Origin of the sequence: Streptomyces sp. NPDC059861 (assembly GCF_042731435.1) — a bacterium.
GTDB lineage: Bacteria > Actinomycetota > Actinomycetes > Streptomycetales > Streptomycetaceae > Streptomyces.
On the sequence record NZ_JBHWJQ010000019.1, the window covers coordinates 1 to 23,722 of the forward strand.

At 70.8% G+C, this 23,722-nt stretch carries 20 protein-coding genes; 10 read left to right on the forward strand and 10 right to left on the reverse strand.

The genetic code is table 11. The annotated features are described in order from the left end of the window. Positions 1-92 precede the first annotated feature (92 nt). The gene (locus tag ACFV6X_RS18290) at positions 93-2,396 is read right to left on the reverse strand and encodes a transglycosylase domain-containing protein (protein WP_385384501.1); all 2,304 of its coding nucleotides are present in this window, start codon (positions 2,394-2,396) and stop codon (positions 93-95) included. 418 nt (positions 2,397-2,814) lie between these two features. On the opposite strand from ACFV6X_RS18290, the gene wblA reads away from it, so the two are divergent. Then, positions 2,815-3,153, forward strand: coding sequence for a transcriptional regulator WblA (gene wblA / locus ACFV6X_RS18295; protein ID WP_167529677.1), 339 nt, complete (start codon positions 2,815-2,817; stop codon positions 3,151-3,153). A gap of 48 nt (positions 3,154-3,201) precedes the next feature. On the opposite strand, the gene ACFV6X_RS18300 is transcribed toward wblA, so the two are convergent. Further along, positions 3,202-4,560, reverse strand: a complete 1,359-nt coding sequence (locus ACFV6X_RS18300; RefSeq protein ID WP_385384504.1) for an ArsA family ATPase — start codon at positions 4,558-4,560, stop codon at positions 3,202-3,204. Next, positions 4,557-5,534: an ArsA family ATPase gene (locus tag ACFV6X_RS18305; protein WP_385384507.1), complete on the reverse strand. Its 978-nt coding sequence runs from the start codon at positions 5,532-5,534 to the stop codon at positions 4,557-4,559. Before ACFV6X_RS18305 ends, ACFV6X_RS18300 begins: the two co-directional genes overlap by 4 nt. 107 nt (positions 5,535-5,641) lie before the next feature. Here ACFV6X_RS18305 and ACFV6X_RS18310 point away from each other — a divergent pair, with 107 nt between their 5' ends. From ACFV6X_RS18310 to ACFV6X_RS18330, 5 genes are all read left to right on the forward strand, one after another. After that, complete coding sequence (locus ACFV6X_RS18310; RefSeq protein WP_003975360.1) at positions 5,642-5,803, forward strand: DUF4177 domain-containing protein; 162 nt, start codon at positions 5,642-5,644, stop codon at positions 5,801-5,803. Further along, the gene (locus ACFV6X_RS18315) at positions 5,800-6,267 is read left to right on the forward strand and encodes a RidA family protein (RefSeq protein ID WP_385384510.1); all 468 of its coding nucleotides are present in this window, start codon (positions 5,800-5,802) and stop codon (positions 6,265-6,267) included. Before ACFV6X_RS18310 ends, ACFV6X_RS18315 begins: the two co-directional genes overlap by 4 nt. Before the next feature lie 69 nt (positions 6,268-6,336). Further along, positions 6,337-7,245 (forward strand): NUDIX hydrolase, encoded by a 909-nt coding sequence (locus ACFV6X_RS18320; protein WP_385384512.1) that lies wholly within the window; start codon positions 6,337-6,339, stop codon positions 7,243-7,245. Next, positions 7,242-8,072 carry an MBL fold metallo-hydrolase gene (locus ACFV6X_RS18325; protein ID WP_385384515.1) on the forward strand — a complete coding sequence of 277 codons (831 nt, stop codon included), beginning with the start codon at positions 7,242-7,244 and terminating at the stop codon, positions 8,070-8,072. Before ACFV6X_RS18320 ends, ACFV6X_RS18325 begins: the two co-directional genes overlap by 4 nt. Positions 8,073-8,149: 77 nt before the next feature. Beyond that, positions 8,150-8,614: an SRPBCC family protein gene (locus tag ACFV6X_RS18330; RefSeq protein ID WP_385384518.1), complete on the forward strand. Its 465-nt coding sequence runs from the start codon at positions 8,150-8,152 to the stop codon at positions 8,612-8,614. A gap of 679 nt (positions 8,615-9,293) precedes the next feature. On the opposite strand, the gene ACFV6X_RS18335 is transcribed toward ACFV6X_RS18330, so the two are convergent. Beyond that, entirely contained in the window at positions 9,294-9,968 is a 675-nt protein-coding gene (locus tag ACFV6X_RS18335; RefSeq protein WP_351138581.1) for a Crp/Fnr family transcriptional regulator, read from the reverse strand. Between the two features lie 330 nt (positions 9,969-10,298). On the opposite strand from ACFV6X_RS18335, the gene nth reads away from it, so the two are divergent. From nth to ACFV6X_RS18350, 3 genes are all read left to right on the forward strand, one after another. After that, complete coding sequence (gene nth, locus ACFV6X_RS18340) at positions 10,299-11,324, forward strand: endonuclease III (protein WP_385384522.1); 1,026 nt, start codon at positions 10,299-10,301, stop codon at positions 11,322-11,324. Between the two features lie 81 nt (positions 11,325-11,405). Next, positions 11,406-12,101, forward strand: coding sequence for an NUDIX hydrolase (locus ACFV6X_RS18345; protein WP_385384525.1), 696 nt, complete (start codon positions 11,406-11,408; stop codon positions 12,099-12,101). A 77-nt stretch (positions 12,102-12,178) separates the two neighbouring features. Then, on the forward strand, positions 12,179-13,378 hold the full coding sequence (locus ACFV6X_RS18350) for a MarP family serine protease (protein ID WP_365450427.1): 1,200 nt from the start codon (positions 12,179-12,181) through the stop codon (positions 13,376-13,378). A 36-nt stretch (positions 13,379-13,414) separates the two neighbouring features. On the opposite strand, the gene ACFV6X_RS18355 is transcribed toward ACFV6X_RS18350, so the two are convergent. The 6 genes from ACFV6X_RS18355 to ACFV6X_RS18380 all read right to left on the reverse strand — a co-directional run bounded on the left by ACFV6X_RS18355 (position 13,415) and on the right by ACFV6X_RS18380 (position 22,046). Next, on the reverse strand, positions 13,415-13,594 hold the full coding sequence (locus ACFV6X_RS18355) for a hypothetical protein (RefSeq protein WP_365450424.1): 180 nt from the start codon (positions 13,592-13,594) through the stop codon (positions 13,415-13,417). Between the two features lie 188 nt (positions 13,595-13,782). Next, entirely contained in the window at positions 13,783-14,721 is a 939-nt protein-coding gene (locus ACFV6X_RS18360; RefSeq protein ID WP_385384529.1) for an alpha/beta fold hydrolase, read from the reverse strand. Beyond that, a complete protein-coding gene (locus ACFV6X_RS18365; protein WP_385384532.1) occupies positions 14,718-15,233 on the reverse strand; it encodes a phage holin family protein in 516 nt (171 codons plus the stop codon). Before ACFV6X_RS18365 ends, ACFV6X_RS18360 begins: the two co-directional genes overlap by 4 nt. Positions 15,234-15,322: 89 nt before the next feature. Next, complete coding sequence (gene nhaA, locus ACFV6X_RS18370) at positions 15,323-16,744, reverse strand: Na+/H+ antiporter NhaA (protein WP_385384535.1); 1,422 nt, start codon at positions 16,742-16,744, stop codon at positions 15,323-15,325. 216 nt (positions 16,745-16,960) lie between these two features. After that, positions 16,961-18,916, reverse strand: a complete 1,956-nt coding sequence (acs, locus tag ACFV6X_RS18375; protein WP_385384538.1) for an acetate--CoA ligase — start codon at positions 18,914-18,916, stop codon at positions 16,961-16,963. A 274-nt stretch (positions 18,917-19,190) separates the two neighbouring features. Then, positions 19,191-22,046, reverse strand: a complete 2,856-nt coding sequence (locus ACFV6X_RS18380) for a SulP family inorganic anion transporter (RefSeq protein WP_385384541.1) — start codon at positions 22,044-22,046, stop codon at positions 19,191-19,193. A gap of 410 nt (positions 22,047-22,456) precedes the next feature. Here ACFV6X_RS18380 and ACFV6X_RS18385 point away from each other — a divergent pair, with 410 nt between their 5' ends. Continuing rightward, a complete protein-coding gene (locus ACFV6X_RS18385) occupies positions 22,457-23,719 on the forward strand; it encodes a hypothetical protein (RefSeq protein ID WP_385384544.1) in 1,263 nt (420 codons plus the stop codon). Positions 23,720-23,722: the final 3 nt, after the last annotated feature.

Below are 23,722 nucleotides of genomic sequence, written 5' to 3' on the forward strand. Positions count from 1 at the left end.
CCCCTCCTGAAAGGGGCGCCCCCATCGCCGTACCACCGCCTACGGGCCTACGGCCTACGGCTACCGGCCGGTGACCACCGCCGGCCCCGTCCTCACGGCCAGTTGCCACCGCTGCCGTTGCCGTTGTTCCCACCGTTGTCCCCGCCCTGGATCCAGCCCTCGGGGAGGGAGAAGGACGGCTTCGGGTCCGGCCCTCCGTCCGTCCCCCCGTTGATCAGGCCCTCGATCAGGCCGCCCTGGTCGTCACCGTTCCCGTTGTCGTTGTCGCCGTCACCGCGGCCACGCCCGCCGTCACCGTCCTCGCGGTCGCGGTCCTTTTCGGGTTCCGGGAGGTCGATGTGGTTGAAGGACGCCGCCTCCTTGCCCGTGAGGGCGCCGGTCATGGCGTCGCGCCAGATCGGGCCGGGGACGCGGCCGCCGTAGACCTTGTCGTGGTAGACGCCGCCGATGTTGATGTTCTCCATCTGGACCTGCTGGGTGGCGCTGCCGACCCAGACCGCGCCCGCGAGGTTGGGCGTGTAGCCGACGAACCAGGCGTTCTTGCGCTCGTCCGTCGTGCCCGTCTTACCCGCGCTGTCGCGGTCGGTGAGGCCCGCCTCCTGGCCCGTACCCGAGTCGATCACGCCGCCCAGCAGGGCGTTGATGGTGTCGGCGGTCTTCTCGGACATGGCCCGTGAGCAGGTCGACTTCGGCACCTGGAGCGACTTCTGCTCGTTGCCGATCTTCTGCGTGATCGACTCGATGGCGACCGGCGTGCAGTAGGTACCGCGCGAGGCGAAGGCCGCGTACGCGGTCGCCATGGTCAGCGGGGAGATGCCCTTGGAGCCGAGGGCGATCGCGGGCACCTCGGGCATCTTGTCGCCGTTGCCCTGCACGACGTGCAGGTTCTCGGTCATCTTCATGACCGGGCAGAGGCCGATGTCCGAGATCATCTGCACGAAGTAGGTGTTGACCGACTTGGCCATCGCCTCCTCCAGCCGGTACGGCCCGACCTCGGACTCGTCCTCGTTCTCGACGGTCGCCTTCTTCGGGCCCGTGTTCAGCCACGGCTTGCCGGAGCACGTCTGGACCGGGCTCGGGTAGTCCATGTCGTAGGGCGACGAGTACTCCTGCGAGGCCGGCCGGCCCTGCTCCAGGGCGGCCGCCGCGACGAAGGGCTTGAACGTCGAACCGGTCGGGAAGCCGTAGTTCGAGCCGCCCCAGGCGGAGTCGACCGAGTAGTTGTACTCCGTCTCGTTCTTGCCGTAGCCGTACGCCTTCGACTGGCCCATGCCGAGGATCTTGCCGGTACCGGGCTCGACCAGGGTGGTCGCGGCGGCGACCTGGTCGTCCTGGTTGACGTGATCCTTGAGCGAGGCCTGCACCGACTCCTGGGCCTGCGGGTCCAGGGTGGTCTTGATGGTCAGACCGCCCTGGTTCCAGATCTTCGCGCGGTCCTCCTTGGTCTTGCCGAAGACCGGGTCGTTGAGGAAGACCTTCTCGACGTACTTGCAGAAGAAGCTGGCGCCCTTGACGGCGGTGATGCAACCGTTCTGCGGCCGGCTGACCTCGAGCTCCAGCGGCACCTTCATCGCCTTGTCGGCGTCCGCCTGGGAGATGTCGCCGACTTCCACCATGCGCTGCAGGACGATGTTGCGCCGTTTGGTGGCCTCCGCCTCGTCGTTGACCGGGTCGTACCGGCTGGGCGACTGGACGATGCCCGCGAGGAGGGCCGCCTCCGGGAGGGTGAGGTCCTTGGCGGACTTGGAGAAGTACCGCTGGGAGGCGGCCTCGACGCCGTAGGCCTGCTGGCCGAAGAACGTGATGTTCAGGTAGTTCTCGAGGATCTTCTTCTTGCCGAGCTCCTCCTCGACCTGGATCGCGTACTTCAGTTCGCGGATCTTTCGGCCGAGGGTCTGCTGGGTGGCCTGCGCGACCTTCGTCGGGTCGTCGCCGGCCTCCTCCACGAAGACGTTCTTCACGTACTGCTGGGTGAGCGTGGACGCGCCCTCGGCGACGCCGCCGCTCTGCGCGTTGCGGTTCAGCGCGCGCAGGACACCCTTGAGGTCGACCGCGCCGTGCTGGTAGAAGCGCGAGTCCTCGATCGCGACGATCGCCTTCTGCATGTACGGCGAGATGTCCTTGAGCTCGACCACCGTGCGGTCGCGCGAGTAGACCGTGGCGATGTCGTCGCCGCGCGAGTCGAGGATGGTGGTCCGCTGGCTGAGCGGCGGGGTCCGCATGTTGGCGGGGAGCTCGTCGAAGCTCTCCACCGATCCCTTCGCCGCGAGGCCCAGCGCGCCGACGGCGGGCAGCGCGATGCCGGCCATGACGGCTCCCGCGAGCACACTGACACCGAGGAACTTGGCGGCCTGTTGCGTTGGCGACAGACCACCGCCCGAGCGCTTCTTTGGCATGAGGGCAGCCTACGTTCTCATTCGCCGGACACGCGTATATGCCTTGGCCTAAGCTGCTCTCAACTGTCACAGCAGTAGGGCTACGTATCAATACGTCCGGCGACCCCGAATCGTTCCGGATCCCCTCGGCCTTTTTTGCCGAGGCGTGTTGGGCGGGTGCCCGAATCGGCCTTGTGTGTCACTTGGCGTCCGTTGTGGCGTAACTGAACCATCCCCATTTGCCGGGATTGTCGCGCATGTCGCAGGCTCACTCCCCCGGGTGATCTGCCGCTTACGCATAGTCCGTTCGGGCCATTCAAGATTGGGCCCGCTGGGGGTGTTGCGCCGTGCCCACCTTCCGTAACGTCCTCAACTGGCGGCGGTGAATATGCCGCTGCCGCCGTGGGGGAGCCTCGATTCGGGAGAGGACGGCGCCGGTATGGGCTGGGTAACCGACTGGAGTGCGCAGGCGGCCTGCCGCACTACCGATCCGGATGAACTGTTCGTTCAGGGAGCAGCGCAGAACAGGGCCAAGGCGGTGTGTACCGGATGTCCGGTACGCACGGAATGCCTGGCCGACGCGCTGGACAACCGCGTCGAGTTCGGCGTGTGGGGAGGAATGACCGAGCGCGAGCGCCGCGCACTGCTGCGCAGGCGCCCGACCGTCACCTCCTGGCGCCGGCTCCTGGAGACCGCGCGGACGGAGTACGAGCGGGGTGCCGGCCTGGTGCCCCTCGACGACGACGAGGTGTACGAGAACTACGCGGCGGTGAGCTGAGCGCCACGGGGCTGAGGACTGCGGGCGTCCCCTGCGGGGAGCCCGCCCTCAGACGTCTTCGACCGGCAGCTCCGGCCGGTGGGCCGCGAGCCGGTCGCCGATGTTCCGCAGTCCCGTCAGGTCGTGCACATCGCCCGGCAGCGCGGCCACTTCGACCACCGCCACCTCGGGGTGCAGCGAGGTGAAGCGGTCACGCGTGCGCTGCTCGCGTGCGATGAGTTGCATACGTTCCGCGTGCAGCCTCAGCAGGCCTGCGGTGAGCTGGTCGACGGGGCGCTGCGAGGTGTGCTCGTCCGTGACGACGGGGGAGTCGTCCCTGTCCGTGGCGCTGGGGGAGCCTTCGGTGCGAGCCGGTGCCTCGGAAGCGGGTGAATCTGAACTGCCATACATGTCGGGAGAGTTACGAAGTCCAGCTTTCCCGCCCCCCTGATCCACAATGCCGGGCTCTTCAAGATTTTCCGCTGCGGCGAGCGCCCGCTCGGCCGACAGCCGGTCGGCGCCGCTGCCATGGACGCGGTTGAGCACCAGCCCGGCCAGCGGCATGTCCTCGGCGGCCAGCCGCTGCACGAAGTACGCGGCCTCCCGCAGCGCGTCCCGCTCCGGGGCCGCCACGACCAGGAACGCCGTCCCGGGTGCCTGGAGCAGCTTGTACGTCGCGTCCGCGCGCGTGCGGAACCCGCCGAACGTGGTGTCCATCGCGGCCACGAACGTCTGGACGTCCTTCAGCAGCTGACCGCCGAGCAGCTTTCCGAGCGTGCCGGTCATCATCGACATCCCGACGTTCAGGAACTTCATCCCCGCCCGGCCGCCCAGCTTGGCCGGGGCAGTCAGGAGCCGGATCAGCCGCCCGTCCAGGAACGACCCGAGCCGCTTGGGCGCGTCCAGGAAGTCCAGCGCGGAGCGCGAGGGCGGTGTGTCGACGACGATCAGGTCCCACTCGTCCCGGGCCCGCAGCTGGCCCAGCTTCTCCATCGCCATGTACTCCTGCGTGCCGGCGAAGCCCGCGGACAGCGACTGGTAGAAGGGGTTGCCCAGGATCGTCGCGGCCCGCTCGGGGTCCGCATGCGCCTCGACGATCTCGTCGAAGGTGCGCTTCATGTCGAGCATCATCGCGTGCAGCTCGCCGTCGCCCTCGACGCCCTTCACGCGGCGCGGGGTGTTGTCGAGCGAGTCGATGCCCATGGACTGCGCCAGCCGCCGGGCCGGGTCGATGGTGAGCACGACGACCTTGCGGCCGCGCTCGGCGGCCCGCAGGCCCAGTGCCGCAGCCGTGGTGGTCTTGCCGACCCCGCCCGAGCCGCAGCACACCACGATGCGGGTCTTCGGATCGTCCAGCAGCGGATCGACGTCGAGCACGCGCGCGGGGGAGAGACGGTGGTGCGCCGATGTGGGGTCGTCCGGACTCATGAGATGTCCTGCTTCCGCAGCTCGGTGGCCAGTTCGTACAGGCCCGCCAGATCCATGCCCTCGGCGAGCAGCGGCAGTTCGTGCAGAGGCAGGCCCAGCTCGGCCAGGACGGCCCGCTGTTCGTGCTCCAGCAGATACCGCTCGCCGTACTCCTCGGCCTGCGCCACCAGCGGGTCCACCAGCTTCTCGGCGTTCTGCCCGCGGCGCGCCCCGCCGAGCCCGGCGGCCGACAGCGTCCGCGCGAGATCGGCGCGCGGCATCGTCCGTACGAGGTCCAGGTCCGCCGCGTCCAGCACCTCGGGCCGCACCATGTTCACGATCACCCGGCCGACCGGCAGGTTCGCCGCCCGCAGCTCGGCGATGCCGTCCGCGGTCTCCTGGACGGGCATCTCCTCCAGGAGGGCCACCAGGTGGACGGCGGTCTCCCGGGACTTCAGCACCCGCATCACGGCCTGCGCCTGATTGTGTATCGGGCCGATCTTCGCGAGGCCTGCGACCTCGTCGTTGACGTTCAGGAAGCGGGTGATCCGGCCCGTGGGCGGCGCGTCCATGATGACGTAGTCGTAGACGAACCGTCCGGCGCGGTCCTTGCGCCGGACTGCCTCGCACGCCTTGCCGGTCAGGAGCACGTCCCGCAGGCCGGGCGCGATGGTGGTGGCGAAGTCGATCGCGCCGAGTTTCTTCAGGGCCCGTCCGGCGCTCCCCAGCTTGTAGAACATCTGGAGGTAGTCCAGAAGGGCCAGTTCGGGATCTATGGCGAGGGCGAACACCTCGCCGCCGCCCGGGGCGACGGCGATCTTTCGTTCCTCATAGGGCAGCGCCTCCGTTTCGAAGAGCTGTGCGATGCCTTGTCGGCCCTCGACCTCGACGAGAAGCGTCCGCTTCCCTTCGGTGGCCAGGGCCAACGCTAGGGCGGCGGCGACCGTCGTCTTGCCGGTCCCGCCCTTGCCGCTGACGACCTGGAGCCTGCTCACGTCTTCGAGCGTAACCAGTTCGCGCGGAAAGCGATCGGCACCCTGTGGACAACCCTCGCTCCTGGCGGCCGCGAAGGCCGCCGCCGCCAGCGGATACAGTCGGAGCCATGACCAAATGGGAATACGCAACTGTGCCGCTGCTCGTCCACGCCACGAAGCAGATTCTGGACACCTGGGGCGAGGACGGCTGGGAGCTCGTCCAGGTCGTGCCCGGGCCGAACAACCCCGAGCAGCTGGTGGCCTACCTGAAGCGGGAGAAGCAGGCGTGAGCGCGGTCGAGGCGAAGCTCACGCAGCTCGGCCTGACGCTGCCGGCGGTCGTACCGCCGCTGGCCGCCTACCAGCCGGCCGTGCAGAGCGGGCCCTACGTCTACACCTCCGGCCAGCTCCCGATGGTGGAGGGCAAGCTTCCGGTCACCGGCAAGGTCGGCGCCGAGGTCACCGCCGAGGAGGCCAAGGACCTCGCCCGCGTCTGCGCCCTGAACGCGCTGGCGGCCGTCAAGTCCGTCGCCGGCGACCTGGACCGGGTCGCGCGCGTGGTGAAGGTCGTGGGCTTCGTCGCCTCCGCCGCCGACTTCACCGGCCAGCCCGGCGTCGTCAACGGCGCGAGCGAGCTCCTGGGGGAGGTTCTCGGCGAGAAGGGCGTGCACGCGCGCAGCGCGGTGGGTGTGGCGGTGCTGCCGCTGGACGCGCCGGTCGAGGTCGAGATCCAGGTGGAGCTCGTCCAGCCGTAGCCGCCCGGCGATCGGCGAGGTGATCACTGCCTCTCGAACATCCGCTCACCACGGGATAGCCTCGCGCCCATGGCGAACGGTCAGTGGTACCCCCCGGAGTGGCCGGACCGGATCCGCGCGCTGGCGGCGGGCTCGCTCACGCCGGTGACGCCCAAGCGCGCGGCCACGGTCATGCTGCTCAAGGACACCGGCTCGGGCCCCGTCGTCCACATGCTGCGCCGCCGTGCCTCCATGGCCTTCGCGGCGGGCGCCTACGCGTACCCGGGCGGCGGCGTCGACCCACGGGACGGGGGCTTCTCCCTGCCCGAGCGGAGCCAGGAGCCCGGGGCAGAGCGCCACGTCGGCTGGGCGGGCCCCACGCGCGCGTGGTGGGCGGACCGGCTCGGCGTCGACGAGACGGCAGCCCAGGCGATCGTCTGCGCGGCCGTACGCGAGACGTACGAGGAGGCAGGCGTCCTCCTGGCCGGGCCGGACGCCGACTCGGTCGTCGGCGACACCACGGGGCCGGACTGGGAGGCGGACCGCGCCGCCCTGGTCGCGCGCGACCTCTCTTTCGCGGAGTTCCTGGACCGCCGCGGCCTGGTGCTGCGCTCCGACCTCCTGGGCGCCTGGACGCGCTGGATCACCCCGGAGTTCGAGGCCCGCCGCTACGACACCTGGTTCTTCGTCGCGGCCCTCCCCGAGGGGCAGCGCACGCGCAACGCCTCCACGGAGGCGGACCGCACGGTGTGGATCCGGCCGGCCGAGGCGGCGGCGTCGTACGACAAGGGCGAGCTGCTGATGATGCCGCCCACCATCGCGACGCTGCGGCAGCTGACGGCGTACGGGACGGCCGCGGACGCGCTCGCGGCGGCCCCGGGCCGCGATCTGACGGCCGTCCTGGCACAGGCCCGTCTGGAGGGCGACGAGCTCGTGCTCTCCTGGCCGGGGCACGACGAGTTCACCAAGCACATCCCGACCGGTGGAGCCCCCGCATGACGGACGCAAGCGCCCTTCCCGGCCGGCCACGGGGCGGGGTCCTGACCGGACCCGCCACCCCGCGCGCGGTCAACGTCCTCGCGCCCAATCCCTCGGCGATGACCCTGGACGGCACGAACACCTGGCTGCTGTCCGAGCCCGACTCGGCGGTGGCCGTCGTGGTCGACCCGGGCCCGCTGGACGAGGGGCACCTGCGCAACGTCGTCGACACCGCCGAACGGGCCGGCAAGCGCGTCGCCCTGACCCTGCTGACCCACGGTCACCCGGACCACGCGGCAGGCGCGGCCCGCTTCGCCGAGCTGACCGGCACCAAGGTACGGGCGCTGGACCCGGCGCTGCGGCTGGGCGACGAAGGGCTCGGCGCGGGCGACGTCGTGAAGGCCGGCGGCCTGGAGCTGAGGGTCGTACCGACGCCCGGCCACACCGCGGACTCGCTGAGCTTCCACCTCCCGGCCGACCGGGCGGTGCTGACGGGCGACACCGTGCTGGGCCGCGGTACGACGGTCGTGGCGCACCCCGACGGCCGCCTGGGCGACTATCTGGGCTCCCTGCGGCGCCTGAGGTCTCTCACGGTCGACGACGGCGTCCACACGGTCCTCCCGGGCCACGGGCCGATCCTGGAGGACGCCCAGGGGGCCGTGGAGTACTACCTCGCCCATCGCGCCCACCGGCTCGCCCAGGTGGAGACGGCCGTCGAGGACGGCTACCGGACGCCGTCCGAGATCGTGGCCCATGTGTACGCCGACGTGGATCGCACCCTGTGGCCGGCGGCGGAGCTGTCGGTACGGGCCCAGCTGGACTACCTCGTGGAGCACGGGCTCATCTGAGGCCGAGGTGCGTCCGCGCCGCGCCGCCCGCACCCTGGAGGACATGTCCTGCGTCCTGCGGAAGGAGCGTGGCCGGCGTGGCCCGTAACCGCCGTCTGATCCCCACCTCGCCGTCGGAGGTCTGGAGCCTGCTGTCCGACGGCCGCCGCTACGGGGAGTGGGTGACGGGGACCCAGCAGATCCTCGCGGCGGACCCGCACTGGCCCGAAGTGGGCGCCCGCCTCAAGGTCCGCGTCGGCGTCGGCGCCCTCACCCTCGACGACACCTGCGTCGTCCGGATCAGCGAACCCGAGCGCCGCCTCGAACTGGAGGCGCGGGCCGACCCGTTCGGCGCGGCCCGCATCGCCATGACCCTGCTCCCCTGGGGCGACGCCACCCTCTTCACCATCGACTGGCACCCCCTGCGGGGCCCCGGCATCCGGATGCACGGACTTCCCGTGGACTACGTCGTCAAGGTCCGCAACGGCATGATGCTGACGAAACTTGCGCGCATCGCGGTGACCGAAGGCCGGCGCCCGCTCAGCAGGGCCTCGGCGCCTTGACCCCGTGCACGCGCGCGTACTCCTCGGCGAGCCAGGGCCCGAGGTCGTCGACGTAAGCCTGGAGGACGGCGCGCTCGCCGGTCGGCTCCTACCCGAGGACGGCCGCCGCACGCATCTGCTTCGCGCGCGAGGGCGCGAGGGGTAGTACGCGCGGGGGAGCAGCAGGGCGAGGTCGCCGTCGGTCTCGCGCGCGAGAAGGCTGGCGGGCCGGTAGCGCGGCAGCGGCTCGGCGAGGTCCGTCCCCGAGCGGTGTACTCAGGCAGGCGACCAACCATCCCAGGTCGTACCTCTCCAGGTCGCTCAGCAGCCGTGCGCGGCCGTACAGCAGCGTCCCGACCCCGGCGAGCTCGGGGAACTCACCGTCCAGCTTCTCCCCGAGGGCACGGGCGTCCTCGCGGTCCGCGTCGCCGGGCCCTCCCGCAGCGCGAGCAGCGATCCAGGTCGCTGCGCCCCACGCGCGCGGTGTCGCGCGCAATCGACCCGTACAGGTACGCGCCGTGCAGCCGTTCGCCGAACACGTCCGGAAGCCGTTTTCGGGCGGCGGTGACGACGGGACGGAAGGGGGCCTGCACGCGCGCGAGCCCTCGCGCACGAGCAGGCCCTCGGAGTCGAGGCCCTTGGCGGGCGTTGTCGACGCGGTGCCGGTTTCCCGGACCCGGTTCCTCGGTCCTGGCAGGCCTCAGCGCGAGCGCTTCGCGAGGCGCTCCACGTCCAGGAGGATCACCGCGCGGGCCTCCAGCCGCAGCCAGCCGCGCTGGGCGAAGTCGGCCAGCGCCTTGTTGACCGTTTCGCGGGACGCGCCGACCAGCTGGGCCAGCTCCTCCTGCGTGAGGTCGTGGACGACGTGGATGCCCTCCTCGGACTGCACGCCGAACCGGCGGGACAGGTCCAGCAGGGCGCGCGCGACACGGCCGGGCACGTCCGAGAAGACGAGGTCGGACATCGCGTCGTTGGTCTTGCGCAGCCGCCGGGCGACGGCACGCAGCAGCGCGGTGGCGACCTCGGGGCGGGCGTTGAGCCAGGGCTGGAGGTCCCCGTGGCCGAGACCGAGCATCTTGACCTCGGTCAGCGCGGTGGCGGTCGCCGTACGCGGGCCCGGGTCGAAGAGCGACAGCTCACCGATGAGCTCGCTGGGACCGACCACGGCCAGCATGTTCTCGCGGCCGTCGGGCGAAGTGCGGTGCAGCTTCACCTTGCCCTCGGTGACCACGTAGAGCCGGTCACCCGGGTCGCCCTCGTGGAAGAGGGAGTCACCTCGCGCGAGGGTCACCTCACTCATGGAGGCGCGCAGCTCCGCGGCCTGCTCATCGTCGAGCGCCGCGAAGAGCGGATTGCGCCGCAGAACGTCGTCCACGAGTTCTCTCCTTGTCGACCTGCTCAGGGGATCTTTCTCCCCCGGTGTACCAAGGCACCCTGGTGCCCATTTTGCCGGACCGTCCAAACAGTGTGATCTGTCACAAGGATGCCGCACCGGTGTCCAGTGGTAAGCGGCAGGGGTCCAATTGGGCGCTGATCTTCAGGGCCCGGGGCGGATGTCGGTGCCGGGGCTTAGGCTGGCCGGGTGTCCAAAACGCCGGTGAGAGCACAGGCCTAGGGGGCTGCGCGGGTGGTTGTACGTCGAGATTCCGCTGTGGGCGAACAGGATTCCGGCGGCGGAGAGAAAGCGACAAAGGCAGCAGAACGGATGGTTTCGAAGGAGGCCGTTCCGGCCGAACGGGCCGCCGTGAAGAAGGCCGCCCCCGCGAAGTCGCCGACTGCCGGGAAGGCCCCCGCGAAGAGTGCCGCCTCCGCCAGGAAGGCCACCGCCAAGAGCGCCGGCCCGGTCAAGAAGGCCACCCTCGGCCGTAAGAAGCCCGCCGTCGCTCCCAAGAAGACCTCCGCCCCCGTGAAGAAGGCCGCGCCCGCCAAGACGGTGACCACCCCGCAGGCGCCGAGCGGCGAGTCCCGTACCGCCCTGGTCCGCCGGGCCCGCCGGATCAACCGTGAACTCGCCGAGGTCTATCCGTACGCCCACCCGGAACTCGACTTCGAGAACCCCTTCCAGCTCCTGGTCGCCACGGTCCTCTCGGCCCAGACCACCGACCTGCGCGTCAACCAGACCACCCCCTCGCTGTTCGCGAAGTACCCGACCCCCGAGGACCTGGCCGCCGCCAACCCCGAGGTGGTCGAGGAGATCCTCCGGCCGTGCGGCTTCTTCCGGGCCAAGACCAAGTCGGTGATCGGGCTGTCCAAGGCCCTCACGGAGGACTTCGGCGGCGAGGTCCCGGGTCGGCTCGAAGACCTCGTCAAGCTGCCCGGCGTCGGCCGCAAGACCGCCTTCGTGGTGCTCGGCAACGCCTTCGGCCGCCCCGGCATCACCGTGGACACGCACTTCCAGCGGCTGGTCCGGCGCTGGCGGTGGACCGAGGAGACCGACCCCGACAAGATCGAGGCCGCCGTCGGCACGCTGTTCCCGAAGAGCGACTGGACCGACCTCTCGCACCACGTCATCTGGCACGGCCGCCGCATCTGCCACGCCCGCAAGCCCGCCTGCGGCGCCTGCCCCATCGCCCCGCTCTGCCCGGCGTACGGCGAGGGCGACACGGACCCCGAGAAGGCGAGGAAGCTGCTCAAGTACGAGAAGGGCGGCTTCCCCGGCCAGCGTCTGAAGCCCCCGCAGGCCTACCTGGACGCGGGCGGCAAGCCGGCCCCGCCGCTGGGGTCCGGATGACGGAAGCAGTGACGCGTACGCCCCGCCCGGAACGATCTCGGTGCCGTGCCGCGTTGGACCATCAGGACGACGGGGGTGGCGATGGCACGGGCGAGTGAGACACGGGGTGGCTCGGTGGCGCTCAGCAGCGACGGGCTGCCCGAGTGGCTGGACCCCGTGGTGCGCGCCGTCGAGACGGTCGAGCCGCGCCAGCTGAGCCGTTTCCTGCCGCCGAAGGACGGCGCCGGCCGTCAGTCCGCCGTGCTCATCCTGTTCGGCGAGGGCGAGCGCGGCCCCGAGCTGCTGCTGATGGAGCGGGCGAGTTCGCTGCGCTCGCACGCGGGGCAGCCCTCCTTCCCCGGCGGCGCCCTGGACCCGGAGGACGGCGACCCGAAGGCCGACGGCCCGCTGTGGGCGGCTCTTCGCGAGGCCGAGGAGGAGACGGGCCTGGACCCGGCCGGTGTGCAGTTGTTCGGCGTGCTCCCCAAGCTCTACATCCCGGTCAGCGGCTTCGTGGTGACGCCCGTGCTCGGCTGGTGGCGGGAGCCGAGTCCGGTGGGCGTCGTCGACCCGAACGAGACGGCCCGCGTCTTCACGGTCCCCGTGGCGGATCTCACGGACCCCGCCAACCGCGCCACGGCCCTTCATCCCAGCGGCCACCGAGGTCCGGCATTTCTGGTCGAATCGGCCCTCGTCTGGGGCTTCACGGCCGGAATCATCGACCGGCTGATGCACTACGCGGGCTGGGAGAGACCGTGGGACCGCGACAAGCAGGTCCCGCTCGACTGGCGGTCATGACAGGGTGACCTAGTGCTGTTGCCGGGTCCCCGGCCGACCAGGTGTGAACGCGGAGTGATGAGGCGAGGCTTGAAGCGGTGAACGTGCTGGACATCCTGTTGCTGGTCGCCGCCGTGTGGTTCGCGATCGTGGGCTACCGCCAGGGCTTCGTGGTCGGCATCTTGTCGGTGATCGGCTTTCTCGGCGGTGGCCTCGTCGCCGTCTACTCACTGCCCGTCATCTGGGACGCGGTGACCGCCAACGCGGAGGTGAGCACCACCGCCGCCGTCGTCGCGGTGGTCGTCGTGATCGTGTGCGCCTCCGTGGGCCAGGCATTGACGACCCATCTGGGCAACAAACTGCGCCGGTACATCACATGGTCCCCGGCCCGCGCCCTGGACGCGACCGGCGGCGCCCTCGTCAACGTCGTCGCCATGCTCCTGGTGGCGTGGCTGATCGGCTCGGCGCTGGCCGGCACCACCCTGCCGACGCTCGGCAAGGAGGTGCGCAGCTCCAAGGTGCTGCTCGGTGTCTCCCGGGCGCTGCCCACGCAGGCCGACACATGGTTCGCGGACTTCTCCGCCGTCCTCGCGCAGAACGGCTTCCCGCAGGTCTTCAGTCCGTTCGCCAACGAGCCCATCACCGACGTGAAGCCGCCCGACCCGGCGCTCGCGGGCAGCGCCGTCGCCGCCCGCGCGCAGCGCTCCATCGTCAAGGTGATGGGCACCGCGCAGAGCTGCGGCAAGGTTCTGGAGGGCACCGGCTTCGTGTTCGGCGAGCGCCGCGTGATGACCAACGCGCACGTGGTGGGTGGCGTCGACGAACCCACCGTCCAGATAGGCGGAGAGGGCCGGCGCTACGACGCGACGGTCGTCCTTTACGACTGGCAGCGCGACATCGCGGTACTCGACGTACCCGATCTGGACGCGCCCGTCCTGAAGTTCGCCGGCGAGGACGCGGTGAGCGGCGACAGCGCGATCGTCGCGGGCTTCCCGGAGAACGGCGCGTACGACGTGCGCTCCGCGCGCGTGCGGGGGCGCATCACGGCGAACGGCCCGGACATCTACCACCGGGGCACGGTCCGCCGCGATGTCTACTCCCTGTACGCGACCGTCCGCCAGGGCAACTCCGGCGGCCCACTGCTGACTCCCGACGGCGAGGTCTACGGTGTGGTCTTCGCGAAGTCCCTCGACGACGCCGAGACGGGATACGCGCTGACCGTGGACGAGATCCGCGAGGACATCACCAAGGGGCGTACGGCGAACCAGCAGGTGGGCAGCGACAGCTGCGCCCTGTAGCTCGTGGGAGTACCCGGCCGTCGGGCCGCCGGGGGATCAGCCGCGCGGGTGGCGCAGCCGTACCGAGACCCAGCGGGCCCGGCGGCGCAGAATGCGCGGGATGCCCACCCTCGGATCCGTGGCCGCCAGTTGGGGGGTTCCCCGGCGGTGGGTGCCCGGACCGTTGGCCGAGCGGCGAGTGCGTGCTGCGTCACTGTAGTCGTGCGTCCAGCCCATACCCCGACGTCTGCCCCGTCCCAAGGTCCATAACCGCCCCCGCGGCCCCCAATTGGCTTATGCGCCAGGCAATTGGCAGTTCGTAGTACAGGCGTACCGCTCCGCATGCCGGGCGCATCGGTTCGCCGCGCCATCGGGTGCGGAGCCCTTCACCGGATGGGCGTGGCCCGGGCCCGCTCAGGGGGGTCTCAGCGGTCCGGCTCCGGGTCCTTCAGCCAGCTGATCAGCTCGTGGGAGAACGCCACCGGGTCCTCCTCGTGCGGGAAATGGCCGAGACCGTCGAACAGGCGCCAGCGGTAGGGGGCTTCGACGTACTCGCCGGAGCCGGCCGCGCTGCGCGTGCGCATCACCGGGTCGAGGGAGCCGTGCAGATGCAGGGTCGGCACCCGGACCGGACGCTTCATCCGGCGGTTGAACTGGATGCCGTCAGGACGAGCCAGCGAGCGGACCAGCCACCGGTACGGCTCGACCGAGCAGTGCGCCGTGGACGGGATGCACATCGCGCGCCGGTACGTCTCCACCGTCTCGTCCTCCGGCAGCCGCGGCCCGGCCCAGTCCCGGATCAGCCGGCCCACCAGCGCCCCGTCGTCCGCGACGAGCTGCCGCTCCGGGATCCACGGCCGCTGGAACCCCCAGATGTGCGAACTGGCCGCCGTCTGCCGCACGTCGGCCAGCATCGCCGAGCGCCAGCGCCGGGGATGCGGCATCGACGACACCGCCAGGCGCCGTACCAGCTTCGGCCGCATCACGGCCGCCGTCCAGGCCAGATAGCCCCCGAGGTCGTGCCCGACCAGCGCCGCGTCCGGCTCGCCCAGCGAGCGGATCACGCCGGTGATGTCGAGGGCGAGGTTGGCCGGGTCGTAGCCGCGAGGCGTGCGGTCGCTGCCGCCGACGCCCCGGAGATCCATGGCGACGGCCCGGAAACCGGCATCGGCGAGCGCGACCAGCTGGTGCCGCCAGGCCCACCAGAACTGCGGGAAGCCGTGCACCAGCATCACCAGCGGCCCGTCGCCCAGCTCCGCGATGTGGAAGCGCGCGCCGTTCGCCGCCACGTCCCGGTGCGTCCAGGGGCCCTCGGGCCGGACGACCGAGGCGGGATGCGCCGAAGGGGTGTCGGGTTCCGTCATGACGACGAGCGTGCCACAGCCTCGATGGCTTGCGGCGCGCGGTCCCGGGGAAGCGCGGGCAGCGCGGGCTGCTCGGTCCGCTCGGGACGAGGGTGCGGCTTGGCTTTCTGCAGGACGCCCGCCGACTCCTTCACCGACGCGGCGACCTTCTGCGGGCCCTTGCTCTTCTTGGCCTTCTTCGCGAACACCACACCGATCAGCGCCAGCACGAGGGCGATCAGGACGTTGGCCGCGAACGACAGCAGGAAGCAGACCGCGAGGTTCCACCCGCTCCAGGTCCGGATGCCGTACGCCAGCGCGAAGTTGAGCATCGGCAGGGAGAACAGGAGCAGCCCGCCGGCCGCCGTGAACGCGCCACCGCTCGTCGCACCGCGCTTGACGTCCTGCCTCAGCTGGGCCTTGGCCAGCGCGATCTCGTCGTGCACCAGCGCCGACATGTCGGCCGTCGCCGAGGCGAACAGCTGGCCGATGCTGCGTTCGGCGCCGACCGGGCTGCCGTCGGGTGCGCTCATCGCGGTCTCCCTCTTCTGCGTACTGCTGCGTACGGGGTCCGTCGGTGTCTGACTGTGTACGGTCCCGTCTTTTGTACCGTCTCGTCAGATCATGCCGGACCGTCGCCCTCATCGCCTGCCCCGCCGCCCACTTCGGCAAGCTCGGCGGCCCTGACTTCGGCGAGCCGGCGGTGCTCGGCCGCCTTGCGGTCGTGGATCTCCGCCATCCGCAGGTGGTAGGCCGGGTCGTGCTCCTCGTAGATGTCCGGGATGCCGTCGAGGTCGTCGTCGCGCTCCTCGTCCTCACAGAGCCTGCGGTACTTGACGTTCCGCAGCTTCAGCAGCACCGTCGCGATCAGCGCCGCGATCAGCGAGCCTGCCAGTACGGCGGCCTTGATCTCGTCCGTCAGCGCCGCGTCGCCCTCGAACGCCAGCTCGCCGATGAGCAGCGAGACGGTGAAGCCGATGCCGGCGAGCGAGGCGACGGCGAAGACGTCCGCCCACTCCAGGTCCTCGCTCAGGGAGGCGCGGGTGAAGCGGGCGGTCAGCCAGGTGCCGCTGAAGATGCCGACGGTCTTGCCGACCACGAGACCGAGGACGACGCCCAGCGTCTCCGGCTGGGTGAACACGTCCCCCAGGACGCTGCCCGAGACCGAGACGCCCGCGCTGAACAGGGCGAACAGCGGCACCGCGAGGCCCGCCGACAGGGGGCGCACCAGATGCTCGATGTGCTGGCCGGGCGAGTGCTCCTCGCCCTTGTGGGTGGTGCAGCGCAGCATCAGGCCCATGGCGACGCCGGCGATCGTGGCGTGCACGCCGCTGTTGTACATCAGCGCCCAGATCACCAGCGCCAGCGGGACGTAGACGTACCAACCGCGGACGCCCTTGTGCAGCAGCAGCCAGAAGACGACGAGCCCGACGAGTGCGCCGCCGAGCGCGGCGAAGTTGAGGGAGCTGGTGAAGAAGGCCGCGATGATCAGGATCGCGAACAGGTCGTCCACCACGGCGAGCGTCAGCAGGAAGGCGCGCAGGGCGCTCGGCAACGACGTACCGATGACGGCGAGCACGGCGAGCGCGAAGGCGATGTCCGTGGCCGTGGGCACCGCCCAGCCCGCCAGGGAGCCACCGCCGAGACCGTTGGTGAGGGTGTAGACCAGCGCCGGTACGGCCATCCCGCACAGGGCGGCGACCACCGGCAGGACGGCCGCCTTGGGGTCACGCAGATCGCCGGCGACCAGCTCACGTTTGAGTTCGATACCGGCGACGAAGAAGAAGACCGCCAGCAGACCGTCGGCGGCCCAGTGCGCGATCGAGAGGTCGAGGCCGAGCACGGCGGGGCCCATGTGGAAGTCCGCAACGGTCTCGTAGCTGTCCCCGAGCCCGGGTATGTTCGCCCAGATCAGCGCGGTGACCGCGGCGACGAGGAGCAGCACACCGCCGACCGTCTCGGTGCGCAGCGCGTCCGCGACGAAGTTCCGCTCGGGCAGGGACAGCCGGGCGAAAACCTTGCGGGCGGGGCGGGGGACGGTCACGCGAAGACCTCCGGTCGGTGGGCAGCACGAACGACATGCCGACCAGACTTCCCGGCGCACCTTTGACCCTTGTCGCGTTGTTGACGCGTTCCTTAGCTTACCTAAGATGCGGCGGGCCGGTCAGGTGATCTTCACGTTACGCGCAAAAGGGGCACCCGGCACGACTGTCGCCCGCCTCGCGCGCGCCAGTCGCCGGGTGCCCCCTGTCGGCCGGGCTCAGTCCTCGCCGGCCACCGTCGGGAGCTTCGCCTGGATCAGGTCCATGACCGTGGAGTCGGTCAGCGTGGTGACGTCACCGAGCTGGCGGTTCTCCGCGACGTCGCGCAGCAGACGACGCATGATCTTGCCGGAGCGGGTCTTCGGCAGCTCCGCCACCGGCAGGATCCGCTGGGGCTTGGCGATCGGGCCGAGGGTGGCGCCGACGTGGCCCCGCAGCTCGGCGACCAGGCCCTCGGTCTCCGCGGCGCTGCCCCGGAGGATCACGAAGGCGACGATGGCCTGCCCGGTCGTCTCGTCCGCCGCGCCCACCACGGCCGCCTCGGCGACCGAGGGATGGGAGACCAGCGCGGACTCGACCTCGGTGGTGGAGATGTTGTGACCCGAGACGAGCATGACGTCGTCGACGCGGCCGAGCAGCCAGATGTCGCCGTCGTCGTCCTTCTTCGCGCCGTCACCGGCGAAGTACTTGCCCTCGAAGCGCGACCAGTACGTGTCGAGGAACCGCTGGTCGTCGCCCCAGATCGTGCGCAGCATCGACGGCCACGGCTCGGTGAGGACCAGATAGCCACCGCCGCCGTCGGGCACCTCGTTCGCCTCGTCGTCCACGACGGTGGCGGCGATGCCGGGCAGCGGCGTCTGCGCCGAACCGGGCTTGGTCTCGGTGACGCCGGGCAGCGGCGAGATCATCATCGCGCCGGTCTCGGTCTGCCACCAGGTGTCCACGACCGGGGTGCGGTCGGCGCCGATGTGCTTGCGGTACCAGATCCAGGCCTCGGGGTTGATCGGCTCACCGACCGAGCCCAGCACCCGCAGGCTGGAGAGGTCGAACTTCGCGGGGATGTCGTCGCCCCACTTCATGAACGTACGGATCGCGGTCGGCGCGGTGTAGAGGATCGTGACCTTGTACTTCTGCACGATCTCCCAGAAGCGGCCCTGGTGCGGGGTGTCCGGGGTGCCCTCGTACATCACCTGGGTCGCGCCGTTGGCGAGCGGCCCGTACACGATGTACGAGTGCCCGGTCACCCAGCCGACGTCGGCCGTGCACCAGTACACGTCCGTCTCCGGCTTGAGGTCGAAGACCGCGTGGTGGGTGTACGACGTCTGGGTCAGGTAGCCGCCGGAGGTGTGCAGGATGCCCTTCGGCTTACCCGTCGTACCGGACGTGTAGAGGATGAACAGCGGGTGCTCCGCCCCGAACGCCTCCGGGGTGTGCTCGGCGGACTGACCGTCGACGAGGTCGTGCCACCACACGTCCCGGCCCTCGTTCCAGGCGACCTCCTGGCCGGTCCGGCGCACGACGAGGACGTGCTCGACGTTGCCCGCCTTGTCGGCCGCCTCGTCCACGGCCGGCTTCAGGGCGGACGGCTTGCCGCGCCGGTAGCCGCCGTCGGAGGTGATGACGACCTTGGCGTCCGCGTCCTGGATACGGGTCGCGAGCGCGTCGGCCGAGAAGCCGCCGAAGACCACGGAGTGCGCGGCGCCGATCCGGGCGCAGGCCAGCATCGCGACCGCGGTCTCGGGGATCATCGGCATGTAGACGGCGACCCGGTCGCCCTTGCGAACGCCCAGCTCCAGCAGAGCGTTGGCGGCCTTGGAGACCTCGTCCTTGAGCTCGGCGTAGGTGAGGGCGCGGGTGTCGCCGGGCTCGCCCTCGAAGTGGATGGCCACGCGGTCGCCGTGCCCGGCCTCGACATGCCGGTCCACGCAGTTGTACGCGACGTTGAGCTCGCCGTCCTCGAACCACTTGGCGAACGGCGGGTTCGACCAGTTCAGCGTCTGCGTCGGCTCCTTGGCCCAGGCCAGGCGGCGGGCCTGCTCGGCCCAGAAGCCGAGCCTGTCAGCCTTGGCCTGTTCGTACGCCTCCGCCGTGACATTGGCGTTGGCGGCCAGGTCGGCGGGTGGCGCGAACCTGCGCTCTTCTTTGAGCAGGTTGGCCAGGCTCTCGTTGCTCACGACATCTCCCTCTCGAAGGGTGTCCGTTGTGTCCCAGGCCACAGCTCATCAGACCTGGTGGCCCGATGACAAGGGTCGACGGAAAATTGGTTTAGACCTGTCGAGGGGCTGGTCATGGCATGCCCCGGCGTGGCCAGGCGGGCTCCGGACCGTTTACGCACCCGGTCATCCCTTCCCACGGACGGCGCCCGGAGCCGGTTCAGCCGTGTTGCACCCCTCACATCCCGGACCGCCCACCCGTGCACGCGGCACGGATGGGCGGTCCGGGCTCCGCTCAGGCGGACAGGCCCGCCGCGCGGACGGTGTCGAACACGAGCCCGTCAGCCGTGTCGGTGAGCAGATACGACTGCGCCTCCCCGACGTGGAAGTACATCCCGTGCAGCTCCAGCGCGTCCTCGCGCAGCGCCCGGGACACCGACTCGTGAGCGCGCAGGTGCTCCAGTTGCTGCACGACGTTGGTCAGGCACAGCTGCTCGGCCACGTCGGTGGGTGGCCGGCCGGCCAACCGGGGCCAGGACCGGCCGTCACCGGCGATGCGCTCCAGGCTGGGCTGTCCGTGCCGCAGCCATCGCCGCAGGGGTGTGCGGGCGGTGCCCGGCTCGGAGTCGAGCAGCGCCTGCATGGCTCCGCATCCCGAGTGGCCGCACACGGTGATGGACCGCACCTTCAGCACGTCCACCGCGTACTCGATCGCCGCCGCCACCGAGTCGTCGCCGCTCTCCTCGCCCGGCCGTGGCACCAGGTTGCCGACGTTGCGCACCACGAACAGGTCGCCCGGACCACTGGAAGTGATCATCGAGGTGACCAGGCGGGAGTCGGCGCAGGTGAGGAACAGCTGATCGGGACGCTGCCCCTCGCGGGCCAGCCGCGCGAGTTCGCCTCTGACCAGCGGGGCCGTGTTGCTCTGGAACGCGCTGATGCCTCGGGCCAGTTGGTGGTTGCCGGAAGTATCGGTGAGGGGGTCGGTGGGGGTGTGGGGGTTTGCGGGGCCGTCCGGGGTTGCGGGACCCTCCGGGGCCGCGGAGCCCTCTGGAGCAGTGGAGCAGGCGTATGGGCCTGCGGAGCCCTGCGGGGCAGCGGAGTCGTTCGGTCCTGCGGAGCCCCCTGGGCCTGCGGAGCCTTCTGGACCTGCGAAGCCCTCGGGTGCAGTGGAGCCGCCCGGACCTGCGGAGCTCTGCGGAGCCGCGAAGCCGCCCAGGCCTGGCATGCCCTCTCGGACCGCGGAGCCTTCTGGGACCGCTGAGCCTACTGGGACCGCTGAGCCCTCTCGGACCCCGGAGCGCTCTCGGACCGCAGAGCCCTCCGGTCCCACGGAACCGTTCCAGCTCACGGAACTCAAGGGGCCCTCCGTGCGCGCGGACCTCTTCCAGCCCACGAAGGCCTTGGCGCCCTCGCTGCTCGCGGAGGCCTTCCAGCTCGCGAGCCCCTTGGAGTGCTCGGTGCTCGCGGACGCCTTCCAGCCCACGAAGCCCTTGGCCCGTTCCGAGCTCACCGAGCCCGTGGCAAGCGCCGGGCCACCGGAACTGTCCGGCTCTCCATGCCGCCGGGCACCCATCGGTGCTTCGAGCAGCGTGGGTTGCACCTCGCACTGATGGTTGCGCCACGGTGTCCACGGGCTGCAGCGGCAACCGCCGGCGGGGTCCGGGTCATCGGCCCAGACGTCCCCGTGGCGACCGGGGATGCTCATGGGCTCGGCGATGCGGACACCGGCGCGGCGGCCGGTCAGCTCGACGGCGCCGCCCGTCGCGGTGTGGGTGTTCTGCCAGTCCTGCAGCGTCTCGTAGGCCGCGTGGTCCATGAACGAGCCGTCCAGCTCGACCAGGACGTCGGCCCCTTGGGGAACGAGATGCAGGGCCCGGCTGAGCCGTGGCACCGCGAGGAAGGTCAACTGGCCTCGTACCTGTACGTGATGGACTCCCTCCGTCACTTCATGGGTGATCCGGGTGCGGGTGAGGCGGTGCAGGGCGACGCCGACGGCCACGGCGATCCCGAGCGCCACGCCCTCCAGGACGCCGAGGAGCACCACGCCGAGGGTGGTGACCACGTAGACCAGCACCTCACGGTGGCGGGTCACCGTGCGGATGTGGTTCAGCGACACCATCTGGATGCCGACGGCCATCACCAGGGCGGCCAGTGAGGCAAGGGGGATGAGCTCCAGGACCGACACCATCAGCAGCGCGGCGATCACTACGAGAACGCCGTGCAGCATCGTGGAGTTCCGGCTCAGGGCGCCGGCTTGCACGTTCGCGGAACTGCGCACCGCCACGCCGGCGACCGGCAGCCCGCCGAGCCCGCCGGAGACGATGTTGGCGGCGCCCTGACCGAGCAGTTCGCGGTCCAGGTCGGAACGCGGGACGCGGGCGGCCAGGCCGGGCCGGGCCGCGGCCATCTTGTCGACGGCGACCGCGCCGAGCAGCGACTGCACGCTGCACACCAGCGTGGTGGTGAGCACGGCCGCGACCAGGCCGAGCACGGGGCCCTCGGGCAGCCCGGCCAGGGCATGGCTGCTCCAGTTGGGCAGCTCGACCTTGGGCAGGGTGAGGCCGACCAGCGAGGCCGCCGCGGTGGCGCCGGCGACGGCGACGAGCGCGGCCGGCGCCTTGCGCAGCAGGCGGCCCGCCCGGCCGGGCAGCCGGGGCCAGGCCAGCAGCAGGGCGAGCGTCAGCGCGCTCGTCGTGACGGCGGCCGGATGCAGGTGGGCCAGCTGTGCGGGCAGCGCGCGCAGATTGTCCAGGACGGCGCTCTGCGGGGTGCCGCCGAGCACGATGTGCAACTGGGCGACGGCGATGGTGACACCGATGCCGGCCAGCATGCCGTGGACGATCGCGGGGCTGACGGCGAGCGCGGAGCGGGCCACGCGCAGGCAGCCCAGCCCGAGCTGGGCGAGCCCGGCGAGGACGGTGATCGCGCAGGTCGTACGCCATCCGTAGCGATGGATGAGGTCGGCGGTGACGACCGTGAGGCCGGCCGCCGGGCCGCTCACCTGGAGCGGGGAGCCGCCGAGCCGGCCGGCGACCAGACCGCCCACGGCCGCGGCGACGAGCCCGGCCTGGAGCGGCGCGCCGGTGGCGAGCGCGATGCCCAGGGACAGCGGCAGTGCGATCAGGAAGACGGAGAGGGAGGCCGACACGTCGGATCCGGCGATACGGAACCGGAAGCGCCGGTCGGGCGGCGGACTGTGGGGTGGGTGGACTTGCTTGGGTCGGTGGGGGTCGGGGGCGCGAGTGGGGACGCAGGCTGACATGTTTTCCCGTCTCCTCCGGGGCAGCGCGGTCGCGGGGACAAGTGGTCCCCCGCCGGGGCGGGGTGGGGGGTCGCGGCCGTGGGTCACGGCGTGCAGCGGCGGGATCAGCAACTTTCAGTAAACGAATCGTAATGCAGAGTAAAGGACGAGCATGGATTTTCCGGGCAAATGGGTTAACCAATCACTCCGGAGTGTGATGTGGCCATTTCATCGGCTTGTCGTACTAATTCCTTCTCGGTCCCGTGCGACCTTGACCGCGCTGCCGACTCATCGACTGGAGAAGGAAGGTGGGCGGGATGGCCGCCACCCAGAGGATCGCCGCGGGCGCCATGGGCGCCGCGGTCTGTGCCCTGTCACTCGCCGGCTGCGGGACCGGCTCCGACCGTTCGCAAGGAGATGTCTCCGGCCCGCAGGGTGCGCCGGCACCCAAGAGCGCGGTCCGGCTGATCGGGGACGGCTCCACCGCGTTCACCGGCGCGCAGCCCCATCTGTCCCGCCCGGAGCGGCTGAAGCCCGGTCAGAGACCGCCCCAGTTCGTGGTGTTCTCCTGGGACGGGGCGGGCGAGGACAGCCAGCGGCTGTTCTCCCACTTCCGCGAGGTGGCCAAGGCCAACAACGCCACCATGACGTACTTCCTCAGCGGTGTGTATCTGCTGCCCGAGGAGAAGCGCGACCTCTACAGGCCGCCGCAGCACTCACCGGGCCGCTCCGACATCGGCTTCAACGACCGGCAGGGCATCGCCGACACCGTGAAGCAACTGCGGCTGGCGTGGCTGGAGGGCAATGAGGTCGGCACCCACTTCAACGGCCACTTCTGCGGCCCCGAGGGCGGTGTCGGGCAGTGGTCGGTGGCGGAGTGGAAGGACGAGATCACCCAGGCCAAGCAGTTCGTGAAGTCCTGGAAGACCAACAGCGGCATGACGGACGCCGCCCCGCTGCCCTTCGACTACGACCGGGAACTCATCGGCGCCCGCACCCCCTGTCTGGAGGGCCAGGCCAACTTCCGCAAGGCCGCCCGGGAACTGGGCTTCCGCTACGACACGAGCGGCGTCAACAACCAGGTGTGGCCCGGCAAGAAGGAGGGCCTGTGGGATCTGTCCATGCAGCTGGTGCCCTTCCCCGGGCACAACTACGAGCAGCTGACCATGGACTACAACTTCATGGTCAACCAGTCGGGCACCAACACCCAGGGCGACCCCGACAAGTACGAGTACTGGGGCAACCAGATGCGCGACGGCCTGCTCCAGGGCTTCCAGCGGGCGTACGACGGCAACCGCGCGCCGCTGATCATCGGCAACCACTTCGAGTCCTGGAACGGCGGCACGTACATGCGCGCCATCGAGGACGTGGTGGAGCAGGTGTGCACCAAGCCCGAGGTGCGCTGCGTGTCGTTCCGCCAGTTGGTCGACTGGCTGGACGCCCAGGACCCGAAGATCCTCGCGAAGCTGCGCACGCTGAAGGTCGGCGAGGCTCCGAAGCAGGGCTGGGAGTCCTACCTGTCCGCCCGCCCCGCCCCGGCCCCGAAGGGTGCGCCCGGGGCGCCGGCGGACCGAATCTAGGCC